We start from the raw sequence: 12,033 nt of genomic DNA on the forward strand, positions 1-12,033 counted from the left end.
AGGGGTGACTACACGAAAGTGACGTATCTGCACGCTAAGGGCGAACAAATCCGGTACGATGCCAGCAGATGCTATTCGCAGGCTTTCCTGCCCCTTTTATGTGGTGCCGCCCTACGGGCGCCGATATGGGAGGGCGGCAATCCGATTGACCAACGATCGAGGTAGAACCCTGCTCGCCAAATATGTGAGCTGGTTGCCCATCCCCGGTATGGCGAAGGATTGCCGATAAACCAGAGCGTGGACTGCATGGGCCGCGCACCGGTCAACGTCCATCAAACCCAACCTCCCCCACTTCAAATCGCTGAGGGCAGCCATGTCTGTGTCGATTCCACCGGGTGCAAAAGACCCAACACTCACTCCCGTCCCGGCAAGCTCCACGGAAAGCGCTCGCATGAGGGTGCTCACATAGGCTTTCGACGCGCCGTAGACCGCTTGGAAGGGCACGGATGTTTCGCCCGCCAGGCTCGACACGGCGATTACTGAGGATTCAAACGGCTGCTCCCTGAAAATCGCAATCAGGCGAGCCAGCAAATCCGTGAAACCGAGTATGTTTGTTTCAATTACCTCGGCATAAGTGTCGGCACGGCCTGCATCAAATGAACCAACGCTCGTCATTCCGGCAACCAACAAAGCGGCTGTTACTTGCAATTCTGCAACCTTAGCCGCGATTTTCTCCCTGCCCTCGATTTCACGTTGATCAGCCACTATAATCTCGCACGGCACATTGAACCGCTCGTCAATTTCGGTCTGTAGCTCCCGCAAGTTGTCGAGCCTTCGTCCAACAATCAGGGGCTTGGCCTGGTACGATGCCGCCAAGCGGAGGGCGGACGCTCTGCCCAAACCGGTCGAAGCCCCTGTGACCAGCACCCACGAGTTCTTGATCGCCAGCGGTTTCACGCGTTTTCCAGAGCCTTGTATAGGGCGGTTTTGCCGATCTTGAGCCGGGCCGCCGCCTCACGAACAGTGAGGCCCGCTGCGATATGCGCCCGCGCTTTACGTAGTTTGTCGGGGGTAACGACAGGCCGGCGACCACCCTTGTTGCCCCGCTCGCGTGCGGCCTTGAGGCCGGCATGAGTGCGTTCACGGATCAGGTCACGCTCGAATTGGGCCAGCGAGCCGAAGATGTTGAACACCAGCATGCCGCCCGAAGTGGTGGTGTCGATATTCTCGGTGAGTGAGCGGAACCCGATGCCGCGCGCCGCAAGCTCGCCGACCTTCTCGATCAGGTGGCTCATCGAGCGGCCGAGGCGGTCGAGTTTCCAGACCACCAGCGTGTCGCCGGGGCGCAAATAGGCGAGCGCTTCGGTTAGGCCAGGCCGATCGGCTTTTGCCCCGGATGCGTGATCGTCGAATATACGGTCGCACCCGGCAGTGTTCAGCGCGTCAAGCTGGAGCGACAGCTTCTGGTCTGCGGTCGAGACGCGCGCATAGCCGATCAGCGCCACATGATGCCCGATCCTGTCCGTTTTCCCGTCATTATGCGATCTTGTCCGAATCGCCGTTACAGGTCCAGAGTTAACGGACATATTCCTGTTGGCCGCCAGAGGACCGTCTGACGGACACGCAAAGCGAAGGAGATGATGCTTGGCGAGACGGCGACTGGTGAGCCTGGAAATCTGGGCGAGGCATTATGGCGCGCCGCTCGATGAGCGCGAGATCGCGCGTCATTATACGCTGACCAGCGACGACCTGGAAATTGTCGGCCGCCGTCGCGGCGATGCCACCCGGCTCGGCTATGCGATGCTCATGCTATATATGAGATGGCCTGGCCGTGCGCTGGAAGCGGGCGAAGTCCCGCCCGCTCCTGTGCTCGCCTATGTGGCGCAGCAACTCGGCGTCGCGCCGGCAGCCTTCGCGGATTATGCCCATCGGGACCAGACCCGTCGCGAGCATCTCGTCGAAATCCGACGATCGCACGGGTTCAGGATTTTTGACCGCAACGCTTTCCGTGAAGTTGTCGCCTTCTCGGTCCCAATCGCGCAGACCATCATACACCCCGGCCAGATGGCAGACGTCATCGTCGATGAACTCCGGCGCCTGCAGATCCTCCTGCCTTCTCCGTCGATTCTCGAAGCGGTGCTGCGGCGGGCGCGCCAGCAAGCCGAACAGCTTACCTATGAAGTGCTCACGAATGGCCTGCTGCCTGACACCCTTCAGGGCCTGGACGATTTGCTGGCCCGACGACCGGGGCAGGTCGCGACATGGCTATCCTGGATGCGCAATGCGCCACAATCGCCGGCAGCGCGCAACATCCTGCGCCTGATCGAACGGCTCGCCTATATCCGCGCGCTGGGCCTCGATCGCGCCCGTGCCGACATGATCCCGGCTTTGACTTTTGACAGGCTGGCGGACGAAGGCAGCCGCATCACACCCCAGCACCTTGGCGAACTCAATGCCCTGCGCCGCCATGCGACGCTGGCGGCAACCGGCATCCGGCTTGAGGAAAGCCTGACCGACGCCACCCTGACGATGTTCGACAAGCTGTTGGGCAGCATGGCGCGCCGCGCCGAGAACCGGACCCGCGACAAAGCCCTCAAGACGGTGCGCGAGTTGCAAGGCCACCTCCGGACGCTCACGGGGTCTTGCCGCCTCCTCATCGACGCGCGCAGCAAGGGCGTGGATTCTCTGGCGCAGATCGAGGCGCTGGACTGGCAGCACTTCGCCGTGGCCGTCGAGCAGGCCGAAGTGCTCGGGCGACCGGAAACCGTCGATCGCACCGCCGAATTGATCGAGCGGCATCGGACGGTGAAGCTCTTTGTCGGCGCTTTTCTCAACGCCTTCGAGTTTCGCGGCGCCGGCGCGGTTCAGGGGCTCCTGTCAGCGCTGGCCATCATCGCGGAGCTATATCGGACCGGCAAACGGCGCTTGCCTGATCGCGTGCCGCTACGCTTTGTGCCGCCCGCATGGCGCCCGTTCGTCCTGCGGGATGGCATCGTTGATCGTGCCGCTTATGAACTATGCGCCTTGTCGCAACTACGCGAGCGGTTGCGAGCCGGGGATATATGGGTCGCGGGAAGCCGGCAGTTTCGCGATTTCGACAGCTATCTCATACCGCCGGCGACCTTTGCGGCGCTGCGCGAGAAGGGGCCGTTGCCGCTCGCCATCGAAACGGATTTCGAGCGCCATATCGAGGAACGGCGCACCAGGCTCGACACGGCGATCGAGCAGGTAACGGTCCTTGCACGGCAAGGGGAGCTGCCCCAGGTTAAGCTTGACGAAAACGGTCTCATCATCTCGCCGCTGAAGGCGGCAACACCGCCCGCCACCGAGATTGCCCGTCGCGCCGCCTATGATCGACTGCCGCGCGTGAAGATCACCGATCTTCTGCTGGAGGTCGATGCCTGGACCGGGTTCAGCGAATGCTTCATCCATCGTCGTTCGGGCCGGGAAGCCGACGATCGCAATGCGCTGCTCACGGTCATCCTCGCCGATGGCATCAATCTCGGCCTCACACGCATGGCGGAAACCTGCCGGGGCGCAAGTCTGCGTCAGCTCGCCCATCTTCACGACTGGCACATCAGCGAAGCCGCCTATGGCGAAGCGTTGGGAAGGCTGATCGACGCCCATCGCGCCATGCCGCTCGCCGCGCTGTGGGGAGACGGCACCACTTCGTCGAGCGACGGACAGCAATTTCATGCCGGGGGCCGTGGGGCCGCGATCGGCGACATCAACGCGCGCAGCGGCAACGAACCAGGCGTTGCCTTCTACACCCATGTCTCGGATCGATATGACCCCTTCGCAAGTCGGGTGATCGCGGCGACCGCTGGCGAAGCGCCCTATGTGCTGGATGGCTTGCTGTATCACCAGACCGGCCTGACGATCGAGGAGCACTACACCGATACGGGCGGGGCATCGGACCATGTGTTCGGCCTCATGCCCTTCTTCGGCTACCGCTTCGCGCCGCGCCTGCGCGACATCAAGGAGCGTCGTTTACACCTCCTTCCCGGCCAAGAATCCGGCCCCTTGCTTCCCGGCATGACGGCCGAACCGATCGCATTGGGTCATGTCGCGGCGCATTGGGACGAACTGCTGCGGTTCGCCACGTCGATCCGCACCGGCACCGTCACTGCTTCGGCAATGCTGCGCCGCTTGTCCGCCTATCCGCGACAGAACGGACTGGCCCTCGCACTACGCGAGCTGGGCCGCCTCGAACGCTCCATTTTCATGCTCGACTGGCTGCGCGACATCGACCTGCGCCGGCGCACCCAGGCGGGCCTCAACAAAGGCGAAGCCCGCAACGCGCTCGCCCGCGCGCTCTTCTTCAACCAGCTCGGCGAACTGCGCGATCGTCGGTTCGAGAACCAGACCTATCGCGCCTCCGGCCTCAACCTGCTCGTCGCCGCCATCATCTTGTGGAACACTCGCTATCTCGAAATGGCGCTGGCGGACATCGGCACAGCCGACGAAATCGCACGCCACATCGCGCCATTGGGCTGGGAGCATATCTCGCTGACCGGTGACTATAGCTGGAATGTTGAAGATCAACCCGATCCGGACGCCTTGCGACCGCTGCGCGCCGTCAACTCCCTACTTGCCGCGTGACGTTCGCTATCCGTTCGCCCTTTCCGTGCAGATACGTCACTTTCGTGTAGTCACCCCGGCAAGTCTGGATATGGTTTATCCCACGCCCATCGCGATGCAGAACTCATAGGTTCTGCATCACGTCGGGAACGACGGAAATCCGGGCGCTTCCGTGATGCATATATCCGATGCACAATGATCGCATGATCTACGGCTATGCGCGCGTCTCCTCCAACGGGCAGGACCTCACCCAGCAGGTCGCCCAGCTCCTCGCTGCCGGTTGCGTGAAGGTCTACCAGGAGAAGGCCAGCGCCGCGTCGGCCGAGCGGCCGAAGCTCAAGCGCGCGATCGGCGCGCTCGATGCCGGCGACGTGCTGATGGTGACGGCCACCGATCGCCTGGCGCGCAACACCCGCGACCTGTTGAACATCCTCCATGCGGTGAAGGAGGCAGGGGCCGGCTTCCGCTCGATCGCAGAGCCAATGGTGGACACGACCTCGCAGTTTGCCGACGTCATCATCGCCGTGCTGGGGATCGTGGCGAGCTGGGAGCGCCAGCGGATCGTGGAGCGCACCGCAGCCGGCCGCGACCAGGCGAAGGCCCGTGGCGTGAAGTTCGGCCGGCGTGCTGCCCTCACCCCCCATCAGCAGGCGGAGGCACTACAGCGGCTCGCTAGGGGCGACACGCAGCGCACCGTCGCGGCTCTGCTCGGGGTCGATCAGGCGACGATATCGCGCCTGTCGCGCAAGCAAGGCTGATGATCGAGCGAGCTGGAAACAAGTCGTTAAACCGGTGCCGGGTACGGTCAGACAAGGAGATTAGAAATGGCGTTTACCGAGGCCGAAAAGCAGCAGTGGCATGCCGATCGACGTGCAGGGGAAGCTACGGATGACGACTATGCCGCATCCCCAACCTGCGGGCATTGTGGCAACCCGTTCAGCTCGGGCGCAGGAGTGGTCACCGATGACTTCTCACTTTGTGACGTTTGCAACGGCGATTGATCCTGCTGTCATTCTTCAGTGCGGCCGAACAGGCGACCGAAGAACCCTCGCTTGGATTCCGTGGGGCCGGGTCCGGCCAGCAGTCCGATAACTCGGGCTTGAGCCTCACGCCGTTCCTCGTCCGATTGATCGAGGCGACGGCGAAGGTCGTCGATCGTGCCGTCCCGATCGCGCAACTGTTCCAAGGCAGCATCAAGACGAGCCTGCAACACATTGAAATCTGACCCGTTACGGGTGTCAGCATTACCGTTGCGTAGCGTTTCAGATGGCGTTTCGGTTACTGGTGCGGCTGACTTGGGAGGGTACACCCGGTGCAGTTCGACTGGCTCAATCGAGAAAGAACCGTCATCCTTCTTGGTCGCAGAAATCCGACCTCTATTGATAGCACGCGATATGGAAGCCTTGCTGACACCCGTTGCTTTTGCGGCTTCTCCAAGGGTGTAAGCCATCTTTTCCGTCCCCGTTACGGATCGTTTCAAAAAGTGATCCGCTAACCGTTAGCAGAAACGGCAGTATGGTGGAATGGTTAGACCCGGCCCCACTTGGCGGCACACCCCGTAACCCATTTCGTCCAATCCGCTTTGAGAGCGTCACCTACCAGCTTACGGCGCTGTTCGGGGCGGACGCGAGCATACTGATCCGCTAGTCGCTGTACGGAGTGACCACCGCCTAGGGCCATTCCGATCGCATGTAGCTCCGGGGTCTTGAACTCGTTCACCTGATCGTCGGTCGGCCAGCGCAGGGTGTCCGAAACCGATAGCCGAGAAGCCGCTGAGGCGATGAGGCTGGCGGTGTCGACGATGGTTTCTGTCGTCCCTTCCCGGCGGGCCTTTCGACCGCTGCTATGGCGTCCTGCCTCATCGGCCGCAGCGTCAGTGGCGTCGTCGTCCTTAGGGGTGAATGTCAGGGTGACGTGGGTGATCTTGCCCCGCGCTCCGCGCTTTTCCGACCACTCCATCGTGAAGGCGGCGAGCTGATCGATCTCGGCTTTGCCAGGTGTCAGCACCAGACGCCGGAAGTCGGAGAAGTTGGGCATTGAATTAGAGGGTGCGCCAAGCCGCTCCCGCAGCTCATCGACCGTTCCGGACCATGTGGGGCTACGCCGTCCAGCCAGTAGGCAACCCATCTCATAGAGGGTGATCGCGTACTTCGATCGGAAGGCGAGCAGAGCTGCCCGGTTGAGGCGAGCGTAGTAATCGCTCCCCTGCAGGATTGCCCTAGCCGGTGCCGTGAACTCCCACTCGACGGTGGCTCGGCCGTCTTCCGCATGTTCGTTGAGCGTCCAGGCAAGCAGGGCAGCAGTGAGCGTCGCCGCGCGCCCTTGTGCCGAGGTCGAGGGCATCTGGAATTTTACATCCATCAGCTCACCGAGGGTGTCTTGGATCCGATCATTGGCGTTGTGGGTGCCCCGCAGGTCGCGCTTGGCGATGACGTGCGATCCTGGTCGCCAGGCTTCACCGGCAGCTTTGGCGATCAGAAGAGCTAGGGTTTTGCGAGCTGCCAGGGAGGGTGACGTGCCTGCACCGAAACGGGCCTCAATAAACTCGCCAGCTTTGACGATCGCGTGTCCGTCACGGACAGAAGTGGTGGAAGCCGCTTTCATAGTGCGGCCGGTGGTTGGTTCCTCGGGCACGTCGAAACCTTAGCCAGATGCGACATAAGATCAATGATCTTGTCACAGATCGCATCACCACCCGATTTGTCGCAACTACCCACCCCATTTCTCGTAGGTGCTCACCCCATTTGTCGTAACTGAGCACCCCATTTGTCGTAGGTCGGGCCATTTAATCGTTTTATATCAGAAACTAGGCGGCCCCTGAATCATAGAATCAATAGAATCTGGAATCATCGCGGGCGCGCGAGGCTGGCGTTGCATGATGACAAGCGGAATCGGCCTCCGGCCGATGCGCCGATAATGCGTGCCGGCTACGCCGTCACAGAAGCGGCCTACCGGCCGCAGGCTTGGCGAGGAAGAAGTCGGGGCGGCGGCATCGTGCCATCATTCACTGGGCGTCACACGGCGAGGGGTTTTGCCGTTGCGATCGTGGACGACGATCGCGGACACGCCCGAGGCAGCGATGCGATCGATCAGGCGATCGGCTTCCTCCATCTGGTCACTGGGCCAGTCACGGGCAACGTGGACGGATGTGCCATCGACCTCGACGGTCAGATGCGAGATGGCAGGATCGAGGTCGAGCAGCCGGGCCATGTCGGCTTGCGCGTTGGCCGTGATGCGTTGCAGGCCGTCCCCGACCATGACGAGCTGCCAGGTGCGGGCGGTGTCATCCCGGTTCATGGCAGCAGCCACCCGCTGTAGGACTTGGCGTCGGGATTCGCACCGAAGCACCAGTAGGCCCCGTCGCGTTTCTCGCGCTTCCAGCCATGATCCTTGGGGCAGGCGGCGATGGCGGGGATGGTCTGTTCACTAGCCTGATCGATCCGGCGGGCGAGCTTGCCGTTGATAGTGTTAGCCCAGCTCGCCGCAGCCGTTTCATCACGGGCGCGGGCATAGCCTTGCGCCTCGCCGGCCCCGTTACCCAGGTAGTAGCCGTAACCCCCCGCGATCGGCACCAGCAGAGCGAAACCGGCGAGCGCACCGTTCCACCACCTGTCCCACCGGCGCCGGCGCAGCTCATGGGCGCGACGATCGGCGGCATCGGCGGCAAGACGATCGGCCAGGGCGGCGTGCGCGGCCGTGTCAGCGTCGATCCGACGCCGCAGGGCCTCTCCCGCCCCGGCAAGGCCGTCCGTGGCTCCACGACGCGCTCCGGCCTCCGCACGGGCCTCTAGGGCGGCAGGATCGACCAGACGGGCCGCTATAGCCTTGTCACGGGCTTTCTCGTCCTCGGCACGCTGTGCGTCCCTGTCAGCGGCATCGGCGAGGCTGGCGCGCACGTCGGACACTAGGTCCCGCAAGGTGCCGAAGCCGGCAAGGATGCGCTGGATGTTGGTGTCGAGGTGGGAGAAGAAGCTGTGCGCCTGGGCAGCGTCGGCGGCACCACGCGCACGACCGGCGGCAGGGGGCGGCGGATCGGGGGGCATGTCGAACTCGGCAGGATCGAACTTGCCGGCCGGAGGATCGTGGCGATCGGACCCGAGCAGATCACGCCTCCTTCCGCGTTCTACCGGGCGGCGGGGATCGTCGTAGCGATCATCATCACGGTCGCGGTCCATCAGCGATCCTCCCCAGGTAGTGTCCACCCCTCGAACGGTTTCTTATCCTGATCGCGGCTGATGCGGTGGGTCAGCTCGGAGACGATGCCGGCGAAGCGTTTGTCCTTGCTGGCGGCGTCGATGAGCAGCCCGCCCAGGATGATCTTGCGGCGGGTATCGAGGCGGCGACCCTCGGCAGCGACACGGGCGTTGAGCGCGTCGAGACGGGCCTTGGCCTGGTCTACCCGTTTGCGGGCGAGTTCGATGGCTTCGGGTGTCGGTGCCGCCATACCTTCTCCGCCTGAAAGCACGAATACGAAGCGACTATAGCGCAACCTAACAAACGAAGCCACCCGAGACGACAGTAGGAGACAAGGGCGCACTTTAGCATTACTGCGTAATGCGTGCGGCAGGGATACCCTGCACCCATGTCGCTATGCGACAGCGGGGCCTCCGCCCCACGCCCCGACCAGCGCAACGCCGCTGGACCACGTTGGAGAAGGCAGGCGCGGCGATGGCGATCTACCATCTGGCGGTGAAATCGGTGTCGCGCTCGACCGGGCGCAGCGCGGTCGCGGCGGTCGCGTATCGTGCCGGCGTCTGTCTCGAAAACGAGCGCGACGGCTTGGTGCACGACTACACGCGGCGGGGCGGCGTCGAGGATGCGTTCATCGTCGCGCCGGAAGGCGCGGATTGGGCGCAGGACCGCTCCGCCCTGTGGAACGCGGCCGAGGCGGCGGAGAAGCGCAAGGACGCCAAGGTGGCGCGGGAATACGAACTGGGGCTACCGGCCGAACTGGATGCCGGCCAGCGTCGCGACCTGGTTCGTGCTTTCGCGGAGGATATCCGCGACCGCTATGGGGTGGCGGTCGATGCGGCGATCCATGCCCCTCATGATTACGGCGACGATCGCAACCACCACGCGCACGTCATGACGACGACGCGGGTAGCGGAGGCGGACGGGCTGGGAGCGAAGACGCGCCAGCTCGACGTGCGCACGACGGCCTCGGTCGAGGTCGAGGCGATCCGCGAGCGGTGGGCAGGGATGGTCAACGACGCGCTGGAACACGCCCAGGTGGCCGAGCGGGTCGATCATCGTAGCTACGAGCGTCAGGGGTTGGATATCGAGCCGACCGTGAAGATGGGTCATGCCTCAGCCGCGATCGAGCGGCGCGCATCGGCCGAGCAGATCGCAGCCGGTGAGGAACCGCACGCCGTCACCCCGCGCGGGCAGATGAACGAGGCGATCATGGAGAAGCGGGGATTAGGCTTCTACATCGAGCGTGGTCAGGAGCGGATACGGGAATGGTCCCACCAGCTCCGCGAGCGGGCCGAGCTGGCGATGCAGGGCATGTCGAGCTTGGTCCAGGGCGCAGCGCGGGCGATGCGATCGGGGTTGCAGACCAGCAGCGAGGGCGGGTTCGAGGCGGTGCCGGCGCTCGACCAGTCTCCCCGGCACGACCAGATGCCGGCGATCGAGCTGGACCAACCGGGGCAGCGTGGACGGGATCGGCAGCAAGAGCAGGAGCTGGACCGTCAGCGTGGACGTGACGGGCCGGATATCGGGTTCGGGCGATAGCCCTCGTCTCACGTTTGTGCTAAACCGCACCAATAGTATGAGAAACGTGGAGGCCGTTATGGCAACTGTGCGTAAAACGATCACCCTTACCGAGCAGCAGAATGCGTGGATCGCTGCGCAGATCGACGCCGGCAGCTATACCAACGACAGCGAGGCGATCCGCGACCTTATCCGGCGCGAGCAGGAGCGGGGCCTTGAGATGGAGAGCATCCGTCAGGCGCTGATCGAGGGTGAGCAGAGCGGTGAGCCGGAGCTGTTCGACTTCGCCGCGTTCAAGCGGCGCAAAGCCGAGCAGCATGGCTGAATACCGGCTTAGCCCGAGGGCGCAGCGCGACCTTGATGCGATCTTCGACTATACCGTGGCGCATTGGGATTTGCCCCAAGCGATGCGCTACACCGACCTTATCGAGACAGCTTGCGCCGATCTGGCCGAAGCGCCGCAGCAGGCACAGGGCTGCGGCAACATTCGGCCAGGCTATCGACGGCGCGGCGTCGAGCAGCACGTCATCTACTTTCGTCCGACCACCTACGGCATCGCCGTCATCCGCATCCTGCATCAGCGCATGGATGCACCTCGCCACTTATGAATACTACAAAGCAGTAGGCGTCCGAGATATAGAGCCAGCGATTTCGGAGAACTCGACAATCCTTACATAGGGAGCAAGCTCGCCGCTGATAGAATTGGATGTTCCGATTACTGTCACGTCAACATCCTCGTTTTCAACAAGATGCTGTACGACCTCACTGAAATCGCCATCACCAGCGATTAGATACAGCTTATCCCAAGCTCTTTTTGAGAAAGAGCGCATAAGGTGGAATGCGAGGCCAACATCAACTGCTTTCTGAGCCTTTGTGATATACTGCTCGCCAGAATCTGGATGTACGATTGGGCCACCACCCATATGCTGGGGCCATTCATGATACTTAGTTTGCAGCCAATAGAGCTTGACTCTTAATCCAGCCCCGCGTGGTGGGGCAGAACTTAAAAAGCGATGAAACGCATTTTGCCCAGAAGAGGGGGGATCGTTATCACAATTGAAGTAGTACGCATCCCCAATTGCCTCACCAGCGTCCTTTTCTATCTCCGCACGAAGAAGGCCGTAATCCATCCGGGTATAGCCCGACACAGACTGCCAAGCTTTATTTGAGTACCCGCCATCAACGAACCATGCTGTAGGCATTTACGCATCCTCTAATCACGGCTTCCTACTTTTCCTGTTGCGACAGTTGCGACCGCCGCAGCAGCAGCCATAAGACCCCACTTCAATACCTCTCCGGCACCACTGACGATACTGGATGTACAAGAAGGGCAAAGCTCGTCGTCATATAAATACCCGGCTTTGGCATAATTTGTGCATCCTGGGCTGCGGCAAACCAAAACCTTTTCACTGCACTCAGGGCACTTGCATACGTCCCTACGAATGTAGTTTTCGGTTACTACCACTGGAGTAACAACATTAGCGCAAAAAGGGCATAGGCCACTGTGCTTCGCGCTCATATTCGCTAGCTCCTTCTTTCTTGCTGAAGCTTTTTGAGTTTTTGCTCAAGCAGCTTTGTCTCGGCTTTCCTCTTTAAAATATCGGCCTCTGTCTTGAGCTCCTGAGGCGTCTTGTTTTTGCTTCCGAGGGGACGAGGCATACCGCAAACTCCGACCTAGTGGTCTCGGCAATATATGGTAGATTTACGATAAATCAACGGAAAAACGCTATGCGGAAAGGCGACCGGCAAGGGGTGACTACACGAAAGTGACGTATCTGCACGCTAAGGGCGAACAAATCC

The 12,033-nt window shown here is 62.0% G+C and carries 14 protein-coding genes; 6 read left to right on the forward strand and 8 right to left on the reverse strand.

Annotated elements, in window-relative coordinates; translation table 11 throughout:
- Window positions 1–111 precede the first annotated feature (111 nt).
- The gene (locus RLDS_RS32680; RefSeq protein WP_004213209.1) at window positions 112–897 is read right to left on the reverse strand and encodes an SDR family NAD(P)-dependent oxidoreductase; all 786 of its coding nucleotides are present in this window, start codon (window positions 895–897) and stop codon (window positions 112–114) included.
- A complete protein-coding gene (locus tag RLDS_RS32685; protein ID WP_004213210.1) occupies window positions 894–1,445 on the reverse strand; it encodes a recombinase family protein in 552 nt (183 codons plus the stop codon). The genes RLDS_RS32680 and RLDS_RS32685 overlap by 4 nt, the downstream gene beginning before the upstream one ends.
- Window positions 1,446–1,584: 139 nt before the next feature.
- Here RLDS_RS32685 and RLDS_RS32690 point away from each other — a divergent pair, with 139 nt between their 5' ends.
- The 3 genes from RLDS_RS32690 (at window position 1,585) to RLDS_RS56220 (ending at window position 5,522) form a co-directional block, all read left to right on the forward strand.
- Window positions 1,585–4,542 carry a Tn3 family transposase gene (locus RLDS_RS32690; RefSeq protein ID WP_008829513.1) on the forward strand — a complete coding sequence of 986 codons (2,958 nt, stop codon included), beginning with the start codon at window positions 1,585–1,587 and terminating at the stop codon, window positions 4,540–4,542.
- A gap of 182 nt (window positions 4,543–4,724) precedes the next feature.
- Window positions 4,725–5,279: a recombinase family protein gene (locus RLDS_RS32695; protein WP_040603563.1), complete on the forward strand. Its 555-nt coding sequence runs from the start codon at window positions 4,725–4,727 to the stop codon at window positions 5,277–5,279.
- A 66-nt stretch (window positions 5,280–5,345) separates the two neighbouring features.
- Entirely contained in the window at window positions 5,346–5,522 is a 177-nt protein-coding gene (locus RLDS_RS56220) for a hypothetical protein (protein WP_161626709.1), read from the forward strand.
- Window positions 5,523–5,530: 8 nt separating this feature from the next.
- Here the strand turns inward: RLDS_RS56220 and RLDS_RS55105 are convergent, their stop codons facing one another.
- From RLDS_RS55105 to RLDS_RS32715, 5 genes are all read right to left on the reverse strand, one after another.
- Entirely contained in the window at window positions 5,531–5,971 is a 441-nt protein-coding gene (locus RLDS_RS55105) for a MerR family transcriptional regulator (protein ID WP_084514650.1), read from the reverse strand.
- 77 nt (window positions 5,972–6,048) lie between these two features.
- A complete protein-coding gene (locus RLDS_RS32705; RefSeq protein WP_021224651.1) occupies window positions 6,049–7,125 on the reverse strand; it encodes a replication initiation protein in 1,077 nt (358 codons plus the stop codon).
- 396 nt (window positions 7,126–7,521) lie between these two features.
- Entirely contained in the window at window positions 7,522–7,818 is a 297-nt protein-coding gene (locus RLDS_RS32710; RefSeq protein WP_021224652.1) for an SPOR domain-containing protein, read from the reverse strand.
- The gene (locus tag RLDS_RS54440) at window positions 7,815–8,696 is read right to left on the reverse strand and encodes a hypothetical protein (protein WP_021224653.1); all 882 of its coding nucleotides are present in this window, start codon (window positions 8,694–8,696) and stop codon (window positions 7,815–7,817) included. The genes RLDS_RS32710 and RLDS_RS54440 overlap by 4 nt, the downstream gene beginning before the upstream one ends.
- Window positions 8,696–8,965, reverse strand: coding sequence for a hypothetical protein (locus RLDS_RS32715; protein WP_021224654.1), 270 nt, complete (start codon window positions 8,963–8,965; stop codon window positions 8,696–8,698). The genes RLDS_RS54440 and RLDS_RS32715 overlap by 1 nt, the downstream gene beginning before the upstream one ends.
- A 224-nt stretch (window positions 8,966–9,189) precedes the next feature.
- Between RLDS_RS32715 and mobQ the strand changes: the two genes are divergently transcribed.
- From mobQ to RLDS_RS32730, 3 genes are read left to right on the forward strand one after another with little or no spacing between them, the layout of a single operon-like run.
- Window positions 9,190–10,254, forward strand: a complete 1,065-nt coding sequence (gene mobQ / locus RLDS_RS32720; RefSeq protein ID WP_021224655.1) for a MobQ family relaxase — start codon at window positions 9,190–9,192, stop codon at window positions 10,252–10,254.
- Window positions 10,255–10,312: 58 nt separating this feature from the next.
- Window positions 10,313–10,558, forward strand: coding sequence for a type II toxin-antitoxin system ParD family antitoxin (locus tag RLDS_RS32725; protein WP_021224656.1), 246 nt, complete (start codon window positions 10,313–10,315; stop codon window positions 10,556–10,558).
- Window positions 10,551–10,841, forward strand: a complete 291-nt coding sequence (locus RLDS_RS32730; RefSeq protein ID WP_021224657.1) for a type II toxin-antitoxin system RelE/ParE family toxin — start codon at window positions 10,551–10,553, stop codon at window positions 10,839–10,841. Before RLDS_RS32725 ends, RLDS_RS32730 begins: the two co-directional genes overlap by 8 nt.
- Window positions 10,842–10,844: 3 nt before the next feature.
- Here RLDS_RS32730 and RLDS_RS55110 read toward each other — a convergent pair whose 3' ends face one another.
- Complete coding sequence (locus RLDS_RS55110) at window positions 10,845–11,435, reverse strand: NYN domain-containing protein (protein ID WP_084514652.1); 591 nt, start codon at window positions 11,433–11,435, stop codon at window positions 10,845–10,847.
- Between the last annotated feature and the right edge of the window lie 598 nt (window positions 11,436–12,033).

The sequence above is a fragment of the Sphingobium lactosutens DS20 genome, assembly GCF_000445105.1.
Lineage (GTDB): Bacteria > Pseudomonadota > Alphaproteobacteria > Sphingomonadales > Sphingomonadaceae > Sphingobium > Sphingobium lactosutens.

What these genes read in the sequence shown, in the direction of transcription:
- RLDS_RS32695 (WP_040603563.1), top strand. Translation starts at nt 4,725, where the DNA reads ATGATCTACGGCTATGCGCGCGTCTCCTCCAACGGGCAGGACCTCACC.
- RLDS_RS56220 (WP_161626709.1), top strand. Translation starts at nt 5,346, where the DNA reads ATGGCGTTTACCGAGGCCGAAAAGCAGCAGTGGCATGCCGATCGACGT.
- RLDS_RS55105 (WP_084514650.1), bottom strand. Translation starts at nt 5,971, where the DNA reads ATGGCTTACACCCTTGGAGAAGCCGCAAAAGCAACGGGTGTCAGCAAG.
- RLDS_RS32705 (WP_021224651.1), bottom strand. Translation starts at nt 7,125, where the DNA reads ATGAAAGCGGCTTCCACCACTTCTGTCCGTGACGGACACGCGATCGTC.
- RLDS_RS32710 (WP_021224652.1), bottom strand. Translation starts at nt 7,818, where the DNA reads ATGAACCGGGATGACACCGCCCGCACCTGGCAGCTCGTCATGGTCGGG.
- RLDS_RS54440 (WP_021224653.1), bottom strand. Translation starts at nt 8,696, where the DNA reads ATGGACCGCGACCGTGATGATGATCGCTACGACGATCCCCGCCGCCCG.
- RLDS_RS32715 (WP_021224654.1), bottom strand. Translation starts at nt 8,965, where the DNA reads ATGGCGGCACCGACACCCGAAGCCATCGAACTCGCCCGCAAACGGGTA.
- mobQ (WP_021224655.1), top strand. Translation starts at nt 9,190, where the DNA reads ATGGCGATCTACCATCTGGCGGTGAAATCGGTGTCGCGCTCGACCGGG.
- RLDS_RS32725 (WP_021224656.1), top strand. Translation starts at nt 10,313, where the DNA reads ATGGCAACTGTGCGTAAAACGATCACCCTTACCGAGCAGCAGAATGCG.
- RLDS_RS32730 (WP_021224657.1), top strand. Translation starts at nt 10,551, where the DNA reads ATGGCTGAATACCGGCTTAGCCCGAGGGCGCAGCGCGACCTTGATGCG.
- RLDS_RS55110 (WP_084514652.1), bottom strand. Translation starts at nt 11,435, where the DNA reads ATGCCTACAGCATGGTTCGTTGATGGCGGGTACTCAAATAAAGCTTGG.